Below are 22,178 nucleotides of genomic sequence, written 5' to 3'. Positions count from 1 at the left end.
CTGCTAGAGTCATAATGACTCCAAGGAGTCAAAATGACCGCAAAACCTCTGCTTACTGCCCTGCTGCCCCTGGTCAGCGACCTGTCCCGCGAGCTGCCCGAACGCGAGCGCTACCGGCGCCTGCTCGAAGCCATGCGCGCCCTGCTGCCGTGCGATGCGGCCGCCCTGCTGCGCCTGGAGGGTGAATGGCTGGTGCCGCTGGCAGTGGACGGGCTGAGCGCCGATACGCTGGGCAGGCGCTTCAAGGTCAGCGAACACCCGCGCTTCGAAGCACTGCTCAGCCGCGCCGAACCCACCCGCTTTGCCAGCGACAGCGAGCTGCCCGACCCGTACGACGGCCTGGTCGAAGGCCTGCACCCGCACCTGGAGGTGCATGACTGCATGGGCTGCCCGCTGTTCGTGGACGAACGCCCGTGGGGCCTGATCACCCTGGATGCGCTGGACCCGGAGCGCTTCCAGCAGGTCGAGCTGGACGCCCTGCAGGCCTTCGCCAGCCTGGCCGCTGCCACGGTCAACGTGGCCCGGCGCATCGAACGCCTGGCCCTGCGCGCCGAAGATGAGCACCAGCGTGCCGAAATCTACCGCCAGGCCAGCGGCCAGCAGCACCAGGAACTGATCGGCCAGAGCCAGGCCCACAAGCACCTGCTCGAAGAGATCCGCCTGGTGGCCGGCAGCGACCTGACCGTGCTGATCACCGGCGAAACCGGCGTGGGCAAGGAACTGGTGGCCCAGGCCATCCACCAGACCTCGACCCGCGCCGACAAGCCGATGATCAGCCTCAACTGCGCCGCGTTGCCCGACACCCTGGTCGAGAGCGAACTGTTCGGCCACGTGCGCGGCGCCTTCACTGGCGCGGTCGGCGAGCGCCGCGGCAAGTTCGAACTGGCCAACGGCGGCACGCTGTTCCTCGACGAGGTGGGCGAGCTGTCGCTGAGCGTGCAGGCCAAGCTGCTGCGCGTGCTGCAAAGCGGGCAATTGCAGCGCCTGGGCTCTGACCAGGAGCATCAGGTCGACGTGCGCCTGATTGCCGCGACCAACCGCGACCTGGCCGAAGAGGTGCGCGCCGGGCGTTACCGCGCCGACGTCTACCACCGCCTGAGCGTGTACCCGCTGCGGGTGCCGGCGCTGCGCGAGCGCGGGCGCGACGTATTGCTGCTCAGTGGCTACTTCCTGGAGCAGAACCGCTCGCGCATGGGCCTCAACAGCCTGCGCCTGAGCGCTGCGGCCCAGGCCGCGCTGCTGGCATATGCATGGCCTGGCAATGTGCGCGAACTGGAGCACCTGATCGGGCGTTCCTCGCTCAAGGCGCTGGGCCAGCACCGCGAACGGCCGAAGATCCTTACCCTGGACGCCCGCGACTTCGACCTGCCGGGCGCAGGCCCCGTGGCGCCCACCAGCGCTGTCGCGCCGCTGACGCCGGCGGTTTCGGGCGACCTGCGCCAGGCGCTGGAGCTGTATCAGCGCCAACTGATCGAGGCGTGCCTGGCGCGCCATCAGCACAATTGGGCCAGCGCTGCACGCGAGCTTGGACTGGACCGTGCCAACCTCAGTCGCCTGGCACGGCGACTGGGGCTACGCTGAAGTGCAGCGCCGGATTAAAGCCTGGCGTGGTCGGGTCGATAACCCGGCATCTCCCGTGTTCTATTTGCCCTGAAGGTGCCTATGGCCTCGCAAAATGCCCGCGCCGACTCGCTGTCGCTGCTGTTGTTCACCTTGCGCAGCGGCAAGCTGATGGCAATCAACCTGCTCAAGGTCAGCGAGATCATCCCTTGCCCGCCCTTGACCAAGCTGCCGGAGTCGCACCCGCACGTCAAAGGCGTGGCCACCTTGCGTGGCAACTCGCTGTCGGTGATCGACCTGTCGCGGGCCATCGGCGAGCGGCCGCTGGAAGACCCCAATGGTGGCTGCCTGATCGTCACCGACATCAGCCGTACCAAGCAGGGCCTGCATGTGCAGGCCGTGAGCAAGATCGTGCATTGCCTGAGCACCGACATCAAGCCGCCGCCCTATGGGTCGAGCAGCAGGGCGTTCATCACCGGGGTAACCCAGGTGGACGGCACGCTGGTGCAGGTGCTGGACATCGAAAAGGTCATCCACGGCATCGCGCCGCCACCGCGCGAGATGCACACCAGCGAACTCAGCGCCGAGGATGCAGCGGTGCTGCAGGCCACCAACATCCTGGTGGTGGATGACAGCCATGTGGCGCTGCAGCAGTCGGTGCACACCTTGCGCGGGCTGGGGCTGGAGTGCCATACCGCACGCAGCGCCAAGGACGCGATCAACACCTTGCTGGAGCTGCAGGGCACCGACCAGGAGATCAACGTGGTGGTGTCGGACATCGAAATGTCCGAGATGGATGGTTATGCGTTTACGCGGACCTTGCGCGAGACGCCGGACTTCCAGCATCTATATGTGTTGTTGCACACCTCGCTGGACAGTGCGATGAACAGCGAGAAGGCCAAGTTGGCGGGTGCCAATGCGGTGCTGACCAAATTCTCGTCGCCGGACCTGACCGATTGCCTGATCGTGGCGGCACGTACTGTGGCGTATGCGGAGCACTGAGGCTGGGGCGAACGACCAAGGCTGACAACGCCGATCCTGCAGGCCATGGTGGTCCGTCAACAAGAGTTGAGGGAATCCCCTGCAGGACGAAGGGCCCTGACAAACGCGGAAACGCTACCGCTGCTGCAAAAATCACGGCTCTGGCATAATCAGCGACCTGTCTCCCGGAGTCGCCCGCCATGAAAACCCTGATCTTCAGCCTGCTGGCCCTGTTCAGCCTCGGCGCCCACGCCGCCAGCGAGCAAGCCTGGGCCGACCACGACAAGGCCCTGACCAAAGCCTGCCTGGCCGCCAGCCAGTTCAAGGACGCAAAACCCGCCAGCACCCCCGCCGAATTCGACGACCGCGTCGGCTATAGCGCCCTGCTGGTCAGCGGCCACTACCCGCAAAAACACATGAAAAACCAGCAAGGTACCGAACTCTGTCTGTTCGACAAACAGCGTAAAACCGCCTTCGTCACCGAATGGATACCCATCAAACCGTGAACAACGCTGCAACCTCCATCCAGTTCGATTGCACCGGCTGCGGCAAATGCTGCAACGGCCACCACGTGCCCCTGACCCTGGACGAGGCCCGCCAATGGGTCGCTGACGGCGGCCAGGTGATCGTGCTGGTCGAAGCCTTCCTGGCCAACGGCCTGGGCCTGCCCGCCGAACAGCGCGAGCACGCCCTGCGCCGCGCCTGCGCCGTGCCCTGCGGCAGCACCCAGGCCCATGTAGCCATCACCTTCGCCGCGTTCAACCCCGGCGCCTGCCGCAACCTGGATGCCGACAACCTGTGCCGCATCTATGAACGCCGCCCGCTGGTGTGCCGCATCTACCCGATGGAAATCAACCCGCACATTCCACTGCGCCCCGACGCCAAGGACTGCCCCGACGAAGCCTGGCAGCGCGGCCCGGTGCTGATCCACGGCAGCCAACTGATGGACCGTCAGCTCGCCGAACTGATCGAGCGCTCACGCCAGGCCGACCGCGAGGACATCCACAGCAAGGCGCTGATCTGCCAGCAACTGGGCATCACCACCAGCGCACTCAAGGGCAACGGCTTCACCGCGTACCTGCCCGACACCCACGCCCTGCACGCCGCCCTCCTCGCCCCGGGCGACGACGCGCTGGCGCCCTGGGCCCTGCACGTGGTCGAGCCCACCTTGGTCGCATCATTGCAGCAGGCCGGCGCCCAGGTGTGCAGCACCCCCGCCAGCCACTACAGCTTCATCGCCTTCTGAGCCGCGCCGCCTAGCGGCGCTGCCAGAACTCCTCGGCCAGGCGGCGCAGGTCTTCGGCCAGCCCCGCCACGTCACTGGCAGTGGCATGCCCTTGCTGGCCAGCTAGCACACTGTGCTCACTGGCCTGGCGGATGCTGATGATGTTGCGGTTGATGTCTTCGCTGACCAGGCTCTGCTGCTCCACCGCAGCGGCAATCTGCAGGCTCATCTCGCTGATCTGGTTGACCCGCTGGCTGATACCGTCCAGCGCACTGGACGCCAGTTGCGCCTGGTCCACGCTCTGCCCGGCGTGCTCGCGGCTTTCCTGCATGGCGTGCACCGCATCGCGTGCACCGCGCTGCAATGCACTGATCATGCGCTGGATCTCACCGGTGGACTGCGCCGTGCGCTGGGCAAGGCCACGCACCTCGTCGGCCACCACGGCGAAACCACGCCCCTGATCCCCCGCCCGCGCCGCCTCGATGGCCGCATTGAGCGCCAGCAGGTTGGTCTGCTCGGCGATGCTGTGGATAACCGACAGCACCCCGGAAATTTCCGTGCTGTGCCCTTCCAGCGTGTGCACAACCTCGGTGGCCGCGGCCAGCGCGCCGGCCAGTTCCAGAATGCTGCTGCGGCTCTGGTCCACCAGTTGATGGCCGGTCTGGGTCGCGCCTTCGGCGTGCTCGGCGGCCTCGCTGGCCTGCTGCGCGCTGTTGGCCACCTCGGCCACGCTGGCCGTCATCTGGTTGATCGCCGCAGCCACCTGGTCGGCCTCGCCCTGCTGGCCCAGGGTAGTGGTATGGCTGGTCTGCAGGTGACAGGCCAGCTCTGCGGTATGCCCGGCCAGGCGCTGCGAGGTATCGCCAATGCGCCCCACCACCGCGCCCAACTGGGCTTCGAGCATCAACAGGGCAAACTCCACCTGGCCCACGGCACCACGCTTGCCGGTATACAACTGCTGGCTCAAGGGGTTGTCGGCAATGGCCTGGGCCCGCTGGCGCAGTTGTTCGAAAGGCCGCAGCAAAATCGCGATCAGCAGCGCGCTGAGCCCACCGGCCACCACCAGTTCCAGCAACCCCTGCAGTGGCACTGGCGGCAACAACAGCCGGCTGGTGCCCAGCACCGCCGCCAGCACCAGACCGACCCCAAGGCCCAGTTGCACGGCCAGGCCAGGCACCGGCAGGCGCTGCCACCACGCTGCACGGCCGCTGCGCAGCCGCGCATAGCAACGCTCTGCCGCTTCGACCAGGGCGGCGCCGGGCTTGGTACGCACCGACTGGTATTCCACCGTCTGCCCGACGCTGGTGACCGGCGAAACAAAGGCACTGACCCAGTAATGGTCGCCATTCTTGCAGCGGTTCTTCACCAGGCCCATCCATGACCGTCCGGCCTTGAGCGTCTGCCACATCTGCGCGAAGGCCTGGGGCGGCATGTCCGGGTGGCGCACGATGTGGTGCGGGCTACCGATCAGCTCTTCACGCGTGAAGCCGCTGACCTTGAGAAAGTCATCGTTGGCGTAGGTGAGCGCACTGGTCAGGTCGGTGGTCGAGAGGATATTGGCGTCAGCGGGATAATCTACATTGCGGCCGGTCACAGGCAGATTGCTCTTCATCGAAGCGCTCGCGTTTTTATAGGTGGAAGATCGGCAGGGGCTGAGACTCTACGGCGCAACATTCAGTAAAACCTTGATCCAGGGCAGACTATTGGCACTTGGCCATTGGTTGCTGACAGTGCGGACAGGTAGCGGTCACGCTGCTGACCTGCAGCAACGGCTATAAACTGCTGACAGCCCTCTCTTTCCTGTTCTGGCGCCCTGCACGCATGCGAATTTCTAGCTCACGAGTGGTTTTGTTCGGCCTGGTCGCGCTGGCCGTGGGCCTGGCGCTGTACCTGATGCTGGGGCGGCCCAAGGTCAGCCAGCCCGCCACACCGCGCGCGGTACCGGTCACCGTGATCAAGGTGCGCCAGCAGGACGTGCCGCATTACCTGAGCGCCATCGGCGCTGTGCAGTCACTGCACAGCGTGGTGATCCGACCGCAGCTCGAAGGCGTGCTGACCCGCTTGCTGGTCAAGGAAGGCCAGTGGGTGAACAAGGGCGAGCTGCTGGCCACCCTGGATGATCGCAGCATCCGCGCCAGCCTCGACCAGGCGCGTGCCCAGCTGGGCCAGAGCCAGGCGCAGCAGCAGGTGGCCGAAGTCGACCTCAAGCGCTACCGCCTGCTCAGTGAAGACAACGGCATCTCGCGCCAGACCCTCGACCAGCAGCAGGCGCTGGTCAACCAGCTCAAGGCTGGCATTCTCGGCAACCAGGCCGCGATTGCCGCCGCCCAGGTGCAACTGTCGTATACCCAGATCCGCTCCCCGGTCACCGGCCGGGTCGGCATTCGCAACGTCGACGAAGGCAACCTGGTGCGCACCAGCGACACCCAGGGGCTGTTCAGCGTCACCCAGATCAACCCGATCGCCGTGGAGTTCGCGCTGCCGCAGCAATGGCTACCGACCTTGCAGGCGCTGGTCGCCCAGGCGCAGCCGGCACCGATCAAGGCCTACCTTGATGGCGACGGCGACAGCGGCGGGCTGTTGCTGGGCGAAGGCCACCTGAGCCTGATCGACAACCAGATCGCCGCCAGCACCGGCACCCTGCGCGCCAAGGCGCTGTTCGCCAATGAGCAGGCACGCCTGTGGCCGGGGCAGCTGGTCAGCCTGAAGATCCAGACCCGTATCGAACGCAATGCGCTGGTGGTACCGCCGGGAGTGGTGCAGCGCGGCGTCGAGCAACATTTCGTGTACCGGGTCGAGGGCGACAAGGTCGCCTCGGTGCCGGTCAAGGTGCTGTACCAGGACAGCAACCTCAACGTGATCAGCGGCGTGACGGTGGACGACACGCTGGTGGCCGACGGGCAATCGCGCCTCAAGCCCGGCGCGCGGGTCGAGGTGCTGGCCACCCCGCCGGCCACTGAAGAGGTCGCCCGCACCGGAGCGCAGCCATGAACGGGCGCAGCTCGATCAGTGCATGGTGCATCGACCGCCCCGTCGCGACCCTGCTGCTGACCTTCGCCCTGGTGCTGCTGGGCGTGGTGGCATTCCCTCAGTTGCCGGTGGCGCCCTTGCCCGAGGCGGACTTCCCGACCCTCCAGGTCAGCGCCCAGTTACCCGGCGCCAGCCCCGAAACCATGGCCTCGTCGGTGGCCACTCCGCTGGAGGTGCAGTTCAGCGCCATCCCCGGCATGACCCAGATGACCTCCAGCAGTGCACTGGGCTCCACCAGCCTGATCCTGCAGTTCACCCTGGACAAGAACATCGACACCGCGGCCCAGGAAGTCCAGGCCGCGATCAACACCGCGTCTTCGCGCCTGCCGCAGGACATGCCCAGCCTGCCGACCTGGCGCAAGGTCAACCCGGCCGACAGCCCGGTGCTGATCATGACCGTCAGTTCCGCGCAGATGCCGGCCAACGAACTCAGCGACTATGCCGAAACCCTGCTGGCGCGCCAGCTCAGCCAGATCGACGGGGTGGGCCTGGTCAACATCACCGGCCAGCAGCGCCCGGCGATTCGCGTGCAGGCCCAGCCGGAGAAACTCGCGGCCATCGGCCTGACCCTGGCCGACCTGCGCCAGTCCATCCAGCAGACCAGCCTGAACCTGGCCAAGGGCGCGCTGTATGGCCAGCACAGCGTGTCCACCCTGGCCACCAACGACCAGCTGTTCCACCCCGAGCAATACGCGCAACTGATCGTCGCCTACCGCGACGGCGCGCCGGTGCACCTCAAGGACGTGGCCACGGTCATCAATGGCGCCGAGAACGCCTATGTGCAGGCCTGGTCGGGTCACCAGCCGGGGCTGAACCTGGTGGTGTTCCGCCAGCCCGGGGCGAATATCGTCGACACCGTCGACCGCGTGATGGAGGCGCTGCCGCACCTGGAAGAGAGGCTGCCGGCGGCGGTACAGGTGTCGGTGCTCAACGACCGCACCCAGACCATCCGCGCCTCGCTGCACGAGGTGGAGCTGACCCTGCTGATCGCCGTGCTGCTGGTGATTGCGGTGATGGCGCTGTTCCTGCGCCAGTGGTCGGCGACACTGATCGTCTCCAGCGTGCTGGCGGTGTCGCTGGTGGCGACCTTTGCGCTGATGTACCTGTTCGGCTTCAGCCTGAACAACCTCACCCTGGTGGCCATCGTCATCGCCGTCGGCTTCGTGGTGGACGATGCGATCGTGGTGGTGGAAAACATCCACCGTCACCTGGAAGCCGGCGACAGCAGCCGCGAGGCTGCGATCAAGGGTGCGGGCGAGATCGGCTTCACCGTCATCTCGATCAGCTTCTCGCTGGTGGCCGCGTTCATTCCGCTGCTGTTCATGGGCGGTGTGGTCGGGCGCCTGTTCAAGGAGTTCGCGCTGACCGCGACCTCCACCATCCTGATCTCGGTGGTGGTCTCACTGACCCTGGCGCCCACGCTGTGCGCGCTGTTCATGCGCCGCCCGCAGCACCCCGAGCACGCGGCACCGACCTTTGGCGAACGCCTGCTGGCCGGCTACGCGCGCCTGCTGGTCAAGGCCCTGGCACACCAGCGGCTGATGCTCGGGCTGTTCGGCCTGACCCTGGCGCTGGCCGTCGGCGGCTACGTGGCAATCCCCAAGGGATTCTTCCCGGTGCAGGACACCGGGTTCATCCTCGGCACCACGGAGGCTGCGGCCGACGTGTCCTACCCGGACATGATCCGCAAGCACCAGGCACTCGCCAAAATCATCGAGGCCGACCCGGCAGTGCGTGCGTTCTCGCACTCGGTGGGCGTCACCGGCAGCAACCAGACCATTGCCAACGGGCGCTTCTGGATCGCCCTCAAGGCCCCCGGCCAGCGTGACGTGTCGGCCAGCGAATTCATCGACCGGCTGCGCCCCAAGGTCGCCCAGGTACCGGGCATGGTGCTGTACCTGCGCGCCGGGCAGGACATCAATCTCAGCTCAGGCCCCAGCCGCAGCCAGTACCAGTACGTGCTCAAGAGCAACGACGGCGCGGCGCTGAACCTGTGGACCGAACGCCTGACCGAGCGCCTGCGCGCCAACCCGGCGTTTCGCGACCTGTCCAACGACCTGCAACTGGGCGCCAGCGTCACCCGCATCGACATCGACCGCCAGGCCGCAGCGCGCTTCGGGCTGACCACCACCGACGTCGACCAGGCGCTGTACGACGCCTTCGGCCAGCGCCAGATCAGCGAATTCCAGACCGAAACCAACCAGTACAAGGTGATCCTCGAACTCGACGCCCGCCAGCGCGGCAAGGCCGAAAGCCTCAACTACTTCTACCTGCGCTCCCCGCTCAGTGGCGAGATGGTGCCGCTGGCGGCGCTGGCAAAGGTTGCTGCACCGAGCACCGGGCCGTTGTCGATCAGCCATGACGGGCTGTTCCCGGCCGCCAACCTGTCGTTCAACCTGGCGCCAGGCGTGGCGCTGGGCGACGCGGTGAGCATCCTGGAGCGCACCCAGCGCGAGCTGGGCATGCCGGCTTCGATCAGCGGCACCTTCCAGGGCGCAGCGCAGGCGTTCCAGCGTTCGCTGTCGAGCCAGCCGTGGCTGATCCTGGCCGCGCTGGTGGCGGTGTACATCATCCTGGGCGTGCTGTACGAGAGCTTCGTGCACCCCCTGACCATCATCTCCACCCTGCCCTCGGCCGGCCTGGGCGCGCTGGCGCTGCTGTGGCTGATGGGCCAGGATTTCACCATCATGGGCCTGATCGGCGTGGTGCTGCTGATCGGTATCGTCAAGAAGAACGGCATCCTGCTCATCGACTTCGCCCTGGACGCCCAGCGCAGCCGCGGCCTGTCGCCACAGGCGGCGATCCACGAGGCCTGCCTGACGCGGTTTCGGCCGATCATCATGACCACCCTGGCCGCCCTGCTGGGCGCCGTGCCGCTGATGCTCGGTGCCGGCGCCGGCGCCGAGCTGCGCCAGCCGCTGGGGATTGCCGTGGTCGGCGGGCTGCTGGTCAGCCAGGCGCTGACACTGTTCACCACCCCGGTCATATACTTGGCCCTGGAACGCCTGTTCCACCGCCGCCAGGCAGCCGCTACGGCGGCCCGGCCGATTGAGAACTGAGAGCCGACCATGCGCGTGCTGATTATCGAAGACGAACAGAAGACCGCCGACTACCTGCACCGCGGCCTGACCGAACAGGGCTTTACCGTGGACCTGGCACCGGACGGCATCGAAGGCCTGCACCTGGCGCTGGAAGGCGACTACTCGGTGATCGTGCTCGACGTGATGCTGCCGGGCCTGGACGGCTATGGCGTGCTGCGCGCCCTGCGTGCGCGCAAGCAGACGCCGGTGATCATGCTGACCGCCCGCGAGCGCGTCGAAGACCGCATTCATGGGCTGCGCGAAGGGGCCGACGACTACCTGGGCAAGCCCTTCTCGTTTCTCGAACTGGTGGCGCGCCTGCAGGCCCTGACCCGGCGCAGTGGCGGCCACGAACCGGTGCAGATCCAGGTCGCAGACCTGTGGGTCGACCTGATCAGCCGCAAGGCCAGCCGCGCCGGCCAGCGCCTGGACCTGACCGCCAAGGAGTTCTCGCTGCTCAGCGTGCTGGCCCGGCGCCAGGGCGAGATCCTGTCCAAGACCGCGATCGCGGAGCTGGTGTGGGACATCAATTTCGACAGCGACGCCAACGTCGTCGAAGTCGCGATCAAGCGCTTGCGCGCCAAGCTCGACGGGCCATTCGACGCCAAGCTGCTGCATACCATCCGAGGCATGGGCTATGTACTGGAAAGCCGTGCGCACTAATGCCCTCGCACTGCGCCTGGCGCTGCTGTTCAGTGCGGTGGCGCTGGGCGTGTTCGTGCTGATCGGCGGCGCCCTGTACAAGCAGGTCGACCGCAGCCTCGACCTGTTGCCGCAGGCCGAGCTCGCGGCCCGCTACAGCGTGCTCGAATCGGCCCTGACCCGTTACGGCACCCCCGAGCATTGGGCCAGGATCAGCAACAAGCTCACCCTGCTGGGCGAGGAAGACCGGCGCATCCGCTTCTGGGTGGTCAGCCCCGATGCCCACTACGAATACGGCCAGCCGGACGCTGCCATCCGCGCCTTCGCCGCAGGCCCCGTGGGCATGCGCGACCTGCACCTGGGTAACCACCCTTACCCGTACAAGGTGCTGGTCAGCGAACTGCCGGCGCAGGCGCAGCGCCCGCCGCTGCGCTTTCTGCTGGGCATCGACACCGAGACGTTCGGGCACACCCAGCACACCTTGCTGGTGGCGTTGATCAGCCTGGCGGTGGTCGGCGTGCTGCTGGCTTCGGCGCTGGGCTACTGGGCGGCGCGTATCGGCCTGCGGCCTTTGCGCGCGTTGTCGATGGAGGTGCAGCAACTGGCCCCGCCACGCCTGAGCGGGCGCTTGCGCGTGGCCGATCTGCCGCCGGAGCTGGAGCAGTTCGCCCGTGCCTTCAATGCCACCCTGGAACGGGTCGACCAGGCCTACTCGCGGCTGGAGGGGTTCAATGCCGATGTGGCCCATGAGCTGCGCTCGCCGCTGACCAACCTGATCGGCCAGACCCAGGTGGCACTGACCCGCGGGCGCAGTGCCGAGCACTACTTCGAGGTACTGCAATCGAACCTCGAAGAGCTGGAGCGGTTGCGCAGCATCGTCAACGACATGCTGTTCCTGGCCAGTGCCGACCAGGGCAACAAGGCCACCGCGCTGACCAGCAGTTCGCTGGCCGAAGAGGTGGCGACCACCCTGGATTACCTGGACTACATCCTCGAAGACGCCCAGGTACGGGTGGAGGTCCGGGGAGATGCGCGGGCCAGGATCGAGAAGGCGCAGATGCGCCGCGCGCTGATCAACCTGCTCAACAATGCGGTGCAGCACACGGCGCGCCAGCAGGTGATCCGGGTGAGCATCGAGCAGACGGGCGAGCAGGTGTGCATTGCGGTGAGCAACCCGGGGCCGGCGATCGACGGCGAGCATCTGGCGCGCCTGTTCGAACGGTTCTACCGGGTGGATGCGGCGCGCAGCCATGGCGCCACCGGCAACCATGGGCTGGGGCTGGCCATCGTCAAGGCGATTGCGCTGATGCATGGGGGCAGCGTGTTTGCGCGCAGCCAGGCGGGGGCCAATACCTTCGGGATGCTGTTGCCGACTTGAGTGCCCCTTCGCTGGCAAGCCAGCTCCCACAGGGACAGTGTCGTTTGTCAGGGCAGCGCAGTATCTGTGGGAGCTGGCTTGCCAGCGAAAGGCGCACCGCATGCTTCGACTGTTGCCAGAAACGCAACAGTGCATTGCCCGATATCCTCTGTTTCAACGCACCACCGAAGACTATCGTACCCGGACCAAATAGATAGCTTGCTAAGCAAGAAGGTAGCTTCAAATGTCCAACAGTAGGGGTATTGCCAGTATTTTCGTCCTGTCGTGCGTATTGCTCTCGCCGCTCGCCATGGCCGAGGAATCCCCGGCGTTCGTGGCCCAGAATGCCGCCCGCGCCGCCGCTGCGCAACAGGGCCGCCAAGCCCTGGCCCAGCAACAGCAGCATGCCAAGGGTCTGGAGCAGACCGCCGCGAAAAGTGCCACGAGTGTCGACAAGGACAGCTGACAGCTGCCAACCGCTGCGCTCCATGCCAAGCCGCTGCCCATCAGCGGCTTTTCTGGGTTGGGTGAAAAGTACCAGCACCGATTCTGTGACCTCGCGGGGAAACACCGCTTCGCACCCTTAGAGCTCTCGTACTTTTCACCTCAAGGAGTTTCACCGGTGACCCACGCTGTTCGCTTTACCCCGCTGTTCATTGCAATGGCTGCAACGATGCCGCTGCAGGCCCATGCCGACCCCGTCCAGGCCGAAGGCTTCGTCGAAGGCGCCAGCCTCAATGTGCTGAGCCGCAACTACTACCTGAACCGCAACCAACTGCAACGTGGCAATCACGACAACCGCGAATGGGGCCAGGGCTTCATCGGCACGTTCGAATCGGGTTTCACCCAAGGCACCGTCGGCTTTGGCCTGGACGCCCACGCCATGCTCGGGCTCAAGCTCGACGGCGGTGGCGGCACCGCTGGCTCCAGCATCCTGCCGTACAACAACAAGACCGACGATGAACTGGGCAAGGCCCCTGACGCGTTCTCCAACGCCGGCGCCGCGGTCAAGCTCAAGGCATTCGACACCGTACTGAAAGCCGGTGACCTGTTCCTCACCAACCCGGTGATCGCCGGCGGCGAATCGCGCATGCTGCCGCAGACCTTCCGGGGCGTCAGCCTGACCAACACCAGCATCGAAGGCCTGCAGCTGGAAGGCGGCCAGGCGAGCTTCACCAAGCTCTACAACCAGAGTGGCCACAAGCGCATCGGCGCCACCTACGGGGCACTCCCCGATGACCGCGAAAGCCGTCACCTGAACTGGGCCGGTGCGGCCTGGGCGCCGAGCGAAGGCCTGACCGGCAGCCTGTACGCTGCCGAACTCAAGGACGTGTGGAACCAGTACTACCTCGACCTGGACTACACCTGGCAACTGAGCGAGCAGGTCAGCCTCAACCCGGGCCTGCACTACTACCACACCCAGGACACCGGCGAGTCGCTGCTGGGCCGTATCGACAACAACACCTACAGCCTGCACCTGGCGCTCAATGTCGGCGACCACAGCGTTACCGCGGTGTACCAGCGGGTCAACGGCAACACCCCGTTCGACTACATCACCCTGGGCGACAGCGTGTACCTGGACAACTCGCAGATGTATTCGGACTTCAACGGGCCCGGCGAGCGCTCGTGGAAACTCAAGTACACCTATGACTTCCAGGGCCTGGGCCTGCCCGGCCTGACCAGCGCGGTGTCGTACTCGCGCGGCGAACTGGACCTGAGCAAGGTCGACCCCAACAGCCCCGGCTACAGCAACTGGTACAGCGCGGACGGCGACAACGCCCGGCACTGGGAACGCGACATGGACCTGGCGTATGTGTTCCAGCAGGGCACCCTCAAGGACCTCAGCGTGTTGCTGCGCTGGGCCTCGCACCGCGGCACCCAGGGTTACGCGCAGGTCGACAACGACGTGGACGAGTACCGCGTGATCGTGCAATACCCGCTCAACCTGTTCTGAGCAGGTAGAACATGGCAATGAGCCGGCATCCTGCGGCTCATTGCCTACAACAACCGGCAACGTGCCGTACATCATCGCGCGCCATTAACACCTTGTCCGACAATCGGCCCCCACCTAGAATACCGCCGCTTCTCATCCCTCCTTTATTGCCAGCGGTCCGAACACGCCGATCATGCCTTCGCGCCCATCGCCTCAGCGCATTTCCCTGTACAGGACTCATCCCGAGTTGATCCTGAACCTGGGCAGTTGCCTGGCCGTTCTGGCTATCGTTGCCATTGTCAGCTTCCTGCTGCTGCGTGAACGGGCCAACGCCGAACAGGCCGCCACACGCTCGGCGCGCAACATCGTGCAGTTGATCGAAACCGATATCGTGCGCAACGCCGAACTCTACGACCTCTCGCTGCAAGGCCTGATCTGGGCCATCCAGCGCCCCGAACTGATGAGCATAAAAGGCCCGCTGCGCCAGCAGGTGCTGTTCAACCAGGCATTCACCGCGCCTGTACGCGGCGACATCCTGTGGCTGGACCGCGAGGGCAACGTGGTCGCCGACTCCACCAGCGTGGTACCGCGCCAGGCCAACTTTGCCGACCGCGCGGTGTTTCAGGCGCACCGCAGCGACCCCGACCTGGGCCTGGTCGTCAGCCCGCCGTTCAAGGCACGCCTGGGCGGGCTGGACTGGTGCATCAGTTTCAGCCGGCGCATCAACGACGCCAACGGCGGATTTGCCGGGATGGCCGCCGGCGCCCTGCGCCTGACCTATTTCAGCGAGCTGTTCCAGCGCCTGGAGATCGGCCATGACAGCAGCGTCAACCTGATCAACAGCGACGGGGTGATGCTCGCGCGCCACCCCTCCATGCCGGATGACCCGCTGATCGGCACCAACCTGTCAGGCCAGGCCAACTTCAACCGCGCCCAGGCCATGGGCAGCGGCAGTTTCACCGCTCACTCCAGCCTGGACGGCAAGAATCGCCTGTACACCTTTTCGCAGGTGGCCAACCTGCCCTTGCTGGTGGTGGTGGCGCTGTCTTCCGACGAGGTGTACGGCTCGTGGCGGCGTACCGTGCTGGTGGTCAGTATCGCCACTGGCGTACTGTGCATCGGCATCCTCTGGCTGTCGCTGCTGCTGGGGCGCGAACTGCGCCGTCGGCACAGTGCCGAACAGGGCCTGGCGGCGCTGGCGGCCACCGACAGCCTCACCGGGCTGGCCAACCGCCGCCAGCTCGACCAGGTGCTGCGCCGCGAATGGGCGCGGGCCCAACGCAGCCATCGTCCATTGGCCGTGCTGATGGTGGATGTGGACCACTTCAAGGCGTTCAACGAGCGCCACGGTCATCAGGGCGGGGATGAAGCCTTGCGCCAGGTAGCCGCGGCGATCGCACGCAGCATCCGGCGCCCGGCCGACCTGGCGGCGCGGTATGGCGGGGAGGAATTTCTGGTGATCGTGCCCGAGACCGAGCTCAAGGGCGTGCTGACCCTGGCCGAGCGCATTCGCAGCAGCGTCGAGGCATTGCCGCCGTTTGGCAAAGACCTGCAGCCCGTCACCGTGAGCATCGGCGTGGGCATGCTGACGCCAGAAGCCCAGCAAGATCTCTCGACCTTGCTGGGCTGTGCGGACGATGCGCTTTATTGCGCCAAACGCAACGGACGCAACCGCGTGGAAACCTACGCCGGTTAAGAACGCGCGCGGGCAGCGTCGCGCAAGCCTTTGACCAGATCGTGGTTCTTTTGTACCCCACCAAGCTGACGCTCAACCAGAACGTAAGAGGCGTCTGTTATGCCCAAGCCCAACTTGACCAGTTTTTCGCGCGCTTCCTTGTAGGCCTTCAACGCATGATCCTCTCCACGCTCAACTTCGTTCAGGACTGCTTCTTCATCCTTCCCGGTCAGCATTGACTTCAGGTCTACCCAACCGCGGTGTAGGTCACCACTGACGCTGGTGGAGGTTTCGGGATCGCCACCCAGCGCTCTTACCTGGGCCTGCAACTCTGCTGCCGCGCTACCACACTCAACTTCACGCTGAGTGAGAAAGGATTTGAGCTGAGGATCCTTGACGTCCTCGGCCGACGTTTTGAAACCTTTCTGGCCGTCCTTGCTGTACACGATCAAATCATTCAGAACCGAGATTACGTCTTTGTTCAGATCGGTGGTCATGACAGTGCTCCTTTGCATGAGGATAGATGCCCAGGAAGAGAGCAGTGTTCATGCCAGCTTTTTGTATTAAAAAATATCCATATAAATCAATAACCTGAAAACAAAATGAACCTTCAGCAGGTCGCGTTTTGCATGAACTGTCCTTTGGCCTTCATGCAGATTGCATGTATCGTCCAGGCTTTCCTGAACACCTTGCGCTGAGCCCCATGACCCCCGAATCGCTCGAACTGCTGGTCACCCGTGAAATGCCCTACGGCAAGTACCAGGGCCGGCTGATCGCCGACCTGCCCGGCCACTACCTGAACTGGTTCGCCCGCCAGGGCTTTCCCAAGGGCGAGCTGGGCGGGTTGCTGGCCCTGATGCACGAGGTCGACCACAACGGCCTGGCCGACCTGCTTGAACCGCTGCGCAAAAAGCACCCGCGCCCGCGCCCCTGATCAGGCCTTGGCCGGCTCCAGCGCCAGGTCCACCGCCTCTTTGCGCTTGAGCACGGCGTAGACCACCGCCGTCACCAGGCTGCCCGCCGCGATCGCGAACAGGTACGGCAGCGCGTGGTTGATGGCATTCGGGATGAGCATCACGAACAACCCGCCGTGCGGTGACATCAGCTTGCAGCCGAAGTACATCGACAGTGCCCCGGTCAGTGCACCGCCGGCAATGCAGGCCGGGATGACGCGCAACGGATCCTTGGCAGCGAACGGGATCGCGCCCTCGGAAATGAAGCACATGCCCAGCACCAGCGCCGCCTTGCCGGCCTCGCGCTCGCTCTGGGCGAACTTGCGCCGGGCAATGAAGGTGGCAATGCCCAGGCCGATCGGCGGCACCATGCCGGCGGCCATGGTCGCGGCCATCGGCGCCATGCTCTGGTTGGCCAGCAGGCCCACCGAGAACGCATAGGCCGCCTTGTTCACCGGCCCGCCAAGGTCCACGCACATCATCGCCCCGAGCAGGATGCCCAGCAGCACCGCGTTGGCCGTGCCCATGCTGTCGAGAAACTGCGTCAGGCCGTCAAGCATCCCGGCCACCGGCTTGCCCACCACGTAGATCATCACCAGGCCGGTGAACATGCTCGCCAGCAACGGGATGATCAGGATCGGCTTGAGGCTCTCCAGGCTGCTGGGCAGGCGCACCCACTGGCTGATGGCCTTGGCCGCATAGCCGGCCACGAAGCCGGCGACAATCCCACCAATGAAGCCGGCGCCCAGGCTGCTGGCCAGCAGGCCGCCGATCATGCCGGGGGCCAGGCCCGGCCGGTCGGCGATCGAGTAGGCGATATAGCCGGCCAGCAACGGCACCATCAAGGCGAATGCCGCGTCCGCGCCGATCTGGTGCAGGGCAGCCGCCAGGGTGCCGGGTTCCTTGTAGGCCTCCAGGCCGAACATGTACGCCAGTGCGATCAGCAGGCCGCCGGCCACCACCATCGGCAGCATGAACGACACGCCGGTCAGCAGGTGCTTGTACACCCCCGATTTTTCGCTGCGCGCCGGCGCGCCATCGGCACTGCCGGCGGCACGCTCCTCGCGTCCTTCGGCCAGGGCCTTGGTCAGCGTGGCCTGCGCCTGTTTGAGCGCAATCCCGGTACCGCAGCGGTAGATGCGCTTGCCGGCAAAGCGCTCGGTGGGCACCTCGATATCTGCCGCCAGCAGCACCACGTCGGCCTCGGCGATGGCGTTAGCGCTCAACGGATTGCGCGCGCCTACCGAGCCCTGGGTCTCTACCGTGAACTGATGGCCCAGTTGCTGCGCCGCCTGCTGCAGCGCCTCGGCGGCCATGAAGGTATGCGCCACACCCGTGGGGCAGGCGGTGATCGCGACAATCTTCTTGACCCCCGGCACCGCAGCAGGCGCAGGCGCCTCGGCGCACGGCTGATGCACCTGGGCCTGTTCGGCCGCCAGGCGCAGGAAACTTTCCACGTCCTGCAGGGCTTGCGCCGGGGTGCTCTGGAACAGGCGCTTGCCGACAAACCGCTGCAGGTCGAACGGCCCGGTGCTGATCACCAGCACCCAGTCGGCGGCAGCGATCACCGCCGCCGACAGCTGGCGTTCGGGGTGATCGGCGTCGTGCACTTCCACGCTGGTACTCCAGCCCCGGCGCTGCGCGGCGGCATCCAGCAGACGCGCGCTGAGCAGGCTCGACACCTGGCCGTTGGGGCAGGCCGTGATGATCGCGATTTTCATTGTTTACCCTCTTGTGCACTCGGGGCCTGTACCACGACATCCGCTTCCAGCTGCGCCAGTTGCGCCCGGTCATTGATGCCAAAACCGATCTGGGTTACCGCCTGGGCGGCGATGGCGGTGGCGCGGCGCAAGGTGTGCGCCGGCAATTCGCCGCTGAGCAAGCCGTGCAGCATGCCGGCCAGCAACGAATCCCCTGCGCCGACCGTGCTGGCCACCACCACCTTGGGCGGCAGCGCCTGCAACGTCGCATCGCGACTGAACCAGATCACGCCGTGCTCGCCCTGCGACACCACCACATGCTCCACGCCCTGGGCGATCAGTTGCACGGCGGCGGCCTGCTGCTCGGCAAAGGTGTGCACCGGGCGGCCCAGCGCCTCGGACAGTTCGTCGGTGTTGGGTTTGACCAGCCACGGCGCACTCTGCAGACCGGCGCTCAAGGCCGCACCGCTGCTGTCGAGCACCACCTTGAGGTTCATCGAGCGCAGCCAGGCCACCAGCAGTTGCAACCATTGCGGGCTGACCCCCGGTGGCAGGCTGCCGGCCACCACCACGGCGTCATGCCCTGGCGCGACCTGTTGCAGGCGCGCCAGCAACGCACTCTGCGCCTGCTCGTCGACCTGCGGGCCAGCCCCATTGATGTCGGTGACGCGCCCGCCATCTTCCACCAGCTTGATATTGCTGCGCGTCTCACCCGGCACGCGTACAAAGCAGTCGACAAAGCCGCGACGGGCCATCAGCGCTTGGAACGGTGGCAGGTTGTCCTGGCCGAGAAAGCCGCTTACGGTCACGCTGTGGCCGAGGTCGGCGAGCACCTGCGCCACGTTCAGGCCCTTGCCGGCGGCGTGGCTGTGTTGCGCCAGGCTGCGGTTGACCTGCCCCTCGCGCAGCACGTCCAGGCTCACGGTCAGGTCCAGCGCCGGGTTGAGGGTAAGGGTGAGTATCCGGGCCATCAATGCGTCTCCACCAGGGCACGCACCTCGGCGGCACTGCCCTGCAGCAGCGCCTGGCGCGCCAGTTGCCGGGCCTGTTCAAAATTCAATCCGCGCACCTCGGCCTTGACCTCGGCGATGCTGCGCGCGGCCACGCTCAGTTCGTCCACGCCCAGGCCGACCAGTACCGGTACCGCCTGCGGGTCGGCGGCCAGCTCACCGCAGATGCCGACCCACTTGCCATGGGCATGTGCGGCACGCACGGTGATGTCGATCAGTTGCAGTACGGCCGGGTGCAGGCCGTCGGCCTGGGCCGACAGGCTCGGGTGGCCACGGTCGATGGCCAGGGTGTACTGGGTCAGGTCGTTGGTGCCGACACTGAAGAAGTCCACTTCCTGCGCCAGCACCGGGGCCAGCAGGGCGGCCGAGGGCACTTCGATCATGATCCCCACCTGCAGGTCGCTGACCGGGATGTCCTGGCGCAGGCGCTCGACCATGGCGCGGGCCTGACGCCACTCCTCCACCTGGCCGACCATCGGGAACATGATGCGCAGCGGCCGGTCATCGGCGGCGCGCAGCAGTGCACGCAGCTGGCTTTCCATGATCTGCGGGCGCTGCAGGGTCAGGCGGATGCCACGCACGCCCAGGAACGGGTTTTCCTCTTTGGCGATCGGCCAGTATGGCAATGGCTTGTCGCCCCCCCACGTCCAGGGTGCGCACCACCAGCGGCCGCCCGCCCAGGCCGTCGAGTACACGGCGGTACTCGGCTTCCTGGGTGGCCTCATCCGGCACTTGCGGGTGGGCCATGAAGATCAGCTCGGTACGCAGCAGGCCGATGCCTTCGGCACCCAGGTCGACCACCTTGGCAATACCCGCGCTTTCGCCGATGTTGGCGAACACCTCCACCGCGTGCCCGTCAGCCGTCACCGCAGGCTCCAGGCGCCGCAGCTGGGCCGCCTGCAAGCGTTGCTCACGCTGCTCGCGTTCGGCCAGGGCCCGCTGCAGTTCATCCGGCGCCGGGGCCACGATCAGACGGCCGCGCTGGCCATCGAGCAGCAACGCCGTGCCAGGCTCGATCAGCAGCACCGACTCACCGGCACCGACCACCGCAGGAATACCCAGCGCGCGCGCCACGATCGCGCTGTGGGCGGTTGCGCCACCACGCGCCGTAAGGATCCCGGCAACCCGCGCAGGGTCGAGGCGGGCCACGTCCGAAGGGCCCACTTCGTCCATCACCAGTACATAGGCCTGCTGTGGCTCAGGCACATCGGCCACCCCGCACAGGGTGGCCAGCACGCGCCGGCCCACGTCGCGCAGGTCGGCAGCGCGCTCGGCCAGCAGGGCGTCATGCAGTGCCTCCTGCTGACGCGCCGCCGCGTCGATCACGGCCATCCAGGCGGCCGGTGCGCTTTCGCCCTGCAACAGGCGCAGTTCCACTTCGTCGCCCAGGTCGGGGTCGGCCAGCATCTCCTGGTGGGTGATGAAAATCTCGCGAATGGCCTTGGCCTGGCTGCGCTGGATCAGTGCCTCGATCTCGCTGCCCACGGCGTTCAAGGCGCGTTGCAGACGCTCGCGCTCGATCACCGGCGACTCGCCGCGCAGCGGGTAGTCGAAGCTGCGCTCGACCTGGATGTGCGCCGGGCCGCTGGCAATACCAGGCGCCGCCGCCACGCCCTGGATCTGCGCGCCCGCCACTGGCGCCAGCACTACGGGCTCGGGCAGCAGTTGCTCGACCACCTCGGCCACCGGGGCCAAGGCCTCGACCTCTTCGCCAAGGCCGGCCTGCACCGCCGCCAGCAACGCCGGCAGGGCATCATCCGCCACGCTCGGCTCGGCAATGAACTCCAGCACCTGGCCACGCCGGGCGCCCAGGCTCAGCAACTTGCTCAGGCTCTTGGTCGACACCGCCGCTTCGCCGCTGTCGACCACGCGTACCCGAACTTCACCGTCGAACGCCTTGGCCAGTTGCGCCAGCACCTTGGCCGGGCGCGCATGCAGCCCGTGCGCGTTGGCCAGGCCAATGCGCGCGCTCGGCCAGTCGGCCGGTAGCTCGCCGCCCAACACTTCGAGCACCGCACGGCTGCTGGTGGCACGGAACAGTTCCTGCGCACGGCCTTCGATCAGCAGCGTGCACAGGCGCTCGAGCAGCGCCTGATGCGCCGCGCCCAGGCTGGCCAGACAGAACAGCCCGTTGAGCGGCTGGCCGAGGTAGCGCAGCGGCTGCTGTGGGGTGACAAAGGCCAGGCCAGGCTTGCGCACGGTCTGTTCGCTATGCAGCCACCACAGGCCATCGCCCAGCGGCAACGCCTCGACCTGCTGCAGCACGGCGGCAAAGCCGTTGCCGGCGCACTCGGCGCGGCGCAGCAGGCGGGCGCCACGCCACACCAGCTCTTCGAAATCTTCGGCGGGCACGCCCAGGCCGATCATCTGCGCATCCAGCGCCAGTTCCTGCGGCGCGCCCTGCAGCAGCTTGAGCAGCGCTTCGGCGCTGCCGGCCCGGCGCAGTGCCTGGGCCAGGTCGGTCTCGCCCAGGGCGCGGGTCAGCAACTGCAGCAGGCGCAAGTGCTCGTCGGAGCGCGCGGCGATGCCGATGGCCAGGTACACGATCTGCCCGTCACCCCAGTCCACCCCGTCGGGGAACTGCAGCAGACGGACCCCGGTGGCATACACCAGGTCGCGGGTCTGCGGGGTGCCGTGGGGGATGGCGATGCCCTGGCCGAGAAAGGTCGAACCCTGTGCTTCGCGCGCCTGCAGCCCGGCCAGGTAACCCTCGGCCACCAGGCCATCGGCGACCAGACGTTCAGCCAGCAGGTGCAAGGCGGCGGACTTATCCACAGCCACCTGGCCCATGGATATCTGCTCTATGGTGAGCTCGAGCATGAACCTCTCCTTTGCAGCGCCGGGCTGGCGCCGAGGTATTGTTGTGAATTTAACAGCATAGGACCCGATCCTGATCCCGGCGCAAGCGACGGCCACGGCAGAAAAATCGCCTGCTGAAACGTTTAATCTAGAATAGCGTGCACGTTACTCGATAACCTGCGAACAATGAAAGCCCCATTTTGTCGGACAATTGCGACAATGGTCGTCTGCGC

The 22,178-nt window shown here is 66.3% G+C and carries 16 protein-coding genes and 2 pseudogenes; 12 read left to right on the top strand and 6 right to left on the bottom strand.

Features of this window, described 5'->3' with window-relative positions:
- Nucleotides 1-33 precede the first annotated feature (33 nt).
- The 4 genes from norR to KUO17_RS11190 all read left to right on the top strand — a co-directional run bounded on the left by norR (nucleotide 34) and on the right by KUO17_RS11190 (nucleotide 3,787).
- Nucleotides 34-1,581 carry a nitric oxide reductase transcriptional regulator NorR gene (gene norR, locus KUO17_RS11205; RefSeq protein ID WP_217975631.1) on the top strand — a complete coding sequence of 516 codons (1,548 nt, stop codon included), beginning with the start codon at nucleotides 34-36 and terminating at the stop codon, nucleotides 1,579-1,581.
- 81 nt (nucleotides 1,582-1,662) lie between these two features.
- A complete protein-coding gene (locus KUO17_RS11200; protein WP_217975630.1) occupies nucleotides 1,663-2,562 on the top strand; it encodes a chemotaxis protein in 900 nt (299 codons plus the stop codon).
- Between the two features lie 179 nt (nucleotides 2,563-2,741).
- Nucleotides 2,742-3,047, top strand: coding sequence for a hypothetical protein (locus KUO17_RS11195; RefSeq protein WP_217975629.1), 306 nt, complete (start codon nucleotides 2,742-2,744; stop codon nucleotides 3,045-3,047).
- Nucleotides 3,026-3,787 (top strand): YkgJ family cysteine cluster protein, encoded by a 762-nt coding sequence (locus KUO17_RS11190; RefSeq protein WP_217975628.1) that lies wholly within the window; start codon nucleotides 3,026-3,028, stop codon nucleotides 3,785-3,787. The genes KUO17_RS11195 and KUO17_RS11190 overlap by 22 nt, the downstream gene beginning before the upstream one ends.
- Nucleotides 3,788-3,797: 10 nt before the next feature.
- On the opposite strand, the gene KUO17_RS11185 is transcribed toward KUO17_RS11190, so the two are convergent.
- Both KUO17_RS11185 and KUO17_RS27165 read right to left on the bottom strand, forming a co-directional pair.
- The gene (locus KUO17_RS11185) at nucleotides 3,798-4,889 is read right to left on the bottom strand and encodes a methyl-accepting chemotaxis protein (protein ID WP_425274849.1); all 1,092 of its coding nucleotides are present in this window, start codon (nucleotides 4,887-4,889) and stop codon (nucleotides 3,798-3,800) included.
- Nucleotides 4,890-5,048: 159 nt separating this feature from the next.
- A pseudogene (locus tag KUO17_RS27165) lies at nucleotides 5,049-5,378 on the bottom strand (PAS domain-containing protein); the annotation flags it as partial.
- Between the two features lie 209 nt (nucleotides 5,379-5,587).
- Between KUO17_RS27165 and KUO17_RS11180 the strand changes: the two are divergent.
- The 7 genes from KUO17_RS11180 to KUO17_RS11150 all read left to right on the top strand — a co-directional run bounded on the left by KUO17_RS11180 (nucleotide 5,588) and on the right by KUO17_RS11150 (nucleotide 15,504).
- Nucleotides 5,588-6,757 (top strand): efflux RND transporter periplasmic adaptor subunit, encoded by a 1,170-nt coding sequence (locus KUO17_RS11180; protein WP_217975626.1) that lies wholly within the window; start codon nucleotides 5,588-5,590, stop codon nucleotides 6,755-6,757.
- Entirely contained in the window at nucleotides 6,754-9,855 is a 3,102-nt protein-coding gene (locus KUO17_RS11175) for a multidrug efflux RND transporter permease subunit (RefSeq protein WP_217975625.1), read from the top strand. Before KUO17_RS11180 ends, KUO17_RS11175 begins: the two co-directional genes overlap by 4 nt.
- A gap of 9 nt (nucleotides 9,856-9,864) precedes the next feature.
- Nucleotides 9,865-10,539: a heavy metal response regulator transcription factor gene (locus tag KUO17_RS11170; protein ID WP_217975624.1), complete on the top strand. Its 675-nt coding sequence runs from the start codon at nucleotides 9,865-9,867 to the stop codon at nucleotides 10,537-10,539.
- Entirely contained in the window at nucleotides 10,514-11,896 is a 1,383-nt protein-coding gene (locus KUO17_RS11165; protein WP_217975623.1) for a heavy metal sensor histidine kinase, read from the top strand. The genes KUO17_RS11170 and KUO17_RS11165 overlap by 26 nt, the downstream gene beginning before the upstream one ends.
- Before the next feature lie 223 nt (nucleotides 11,897-12,119).
- Entirely contained in the window at nucleotides 12,120-12,341 is a 222-nt protein-coding gene (locus KUO17_RS11160) for a hypothetical protein (protein WP_217975622.1), read from the top strand.
- Nucleotides 12,342-12,536: 195 nt separating this feature from the next.
- Nucleotides 12,537-13,829: an OprD family porin gene (locus tag KUO17_RS11155; RefSeq protein WP_255263532.1), complete on the top strand. Its 1,293-nt coding sequence runs from the start codon at nucleotides 12,537-12,539 to the stop codon at nucleotides 13,827-13,829.
- A 172-nt stretch (nucleotides 13,830-14,001) separates the two neighbouring features.
- A complete protein-coding gene (locus tag KUO17_RS11150; RefSeq protein ID WP_217975620.1) occupies nucleotides 14,002-15,504 on the top strand; it encodes a GGDEF domain-containing protein in 1,503 nt (500 codons plus the stop codon).
- On the opposite strand, the gene KUO17_RS11145 is transcribed toward KUO17_RS11150, so the two are convergent.
- Nucleotides 15,501-15,980 carry a ferritin-like domain-containing protein gene (locus tag KUO17_RS11145; RefSeq protein ID WP_217975619.1) on the bottom strand — a complete coding sequence of 160 codons (480 nt, stop codon included), beginning with the start codon at nucleotides 15,978-15,980 and terminating at the stop codon, nucleotides 15,501-15,503. The genes KUO17_RS11150 and KUO17_RS11145 overlap by 4 nt on opposite strands.
- A gap of 206 nt (nucleotides 15,981-16,186) precedes the next feature.
- Here KUO17_RS11145 and KUO17_RS11140 point away from each other — a divergent pair, with 206 nt between their 5' ends.
- The gene (locus KUO17_RS11140) at nucleotides 16,187-16,417 is read left to right on the top strand and encodes a DUF3820 family protein (RefSeq protein WP_217975618.1); all 231 of its coding nucleotides are present in this window, start codon (nucleotides 16,187-16,189) and stop codon (nucleotides 16,415-16,417) included.
- Here KUO17_RS11140 and KUO17_RS11135 read toward each other — a convergent pair whose 3' ends face one another.
- The 3 genes and pseudogenes from KUO17_RS11135 to ptsP form a co-directional block, all read right to left on the bottom strand.
- Nucleotides 16,418-18,157 (bottom strand): PTS fructose-like transporter subunit IIB, encoded by a 1,740-nt coding sequence (locus KUO17_RS11135; RefSeq protein WP_217975617.1) that lies wholly within the window; start codon nucleotides 18,155-18,157, stop codon nucleotides 16,418-16,420. It lies immediately after the preceding gene.
- Nucleotides 18,154-19,107: a 1-phosphofructokinase gene (pfkB, locus tag KUO17_RS11130; protein ID WP_217975616.1), complete on the bottom strand. Its 954-nt coding sequence runs from the start codon at nucleotides 19,105-19,107 to the stop codon at nucleotides 18,154-18,156. Before pfkB ends, KUO17_RS11135 begins: the two co-directional genes overlap by 4 nt.
- Nucleotides 19,107-21,966, bottom strand: a pseudogene (ptsP, locus tag KUO17_RS11125) (phosphoenolpyruvate--protein phosphotransferase). The gene pfkB and the pseudogene ptsP overlap by 1 nt, the downstream one beginning before the upstream one ends.
- Nucleotides 21,967-22,178: the final 212 nt, after the last annotated feature.

The sequence above is a fragment of the Pseudomonas aegrilactucae genome (assembly GCF_019168305.1).
In the GTDB taxonomy this organism is placed as follows: Bacteria; Pseudomonadota; Gammaproteobacteria; order Pseudomonadales; family Pseudomonadaceae; genus Aquipseudomonas; species Aquipseudomonas aegrilactucae.
This window is presented reverse-complemented; position numbering and strand designations above follow the sequence as displayed.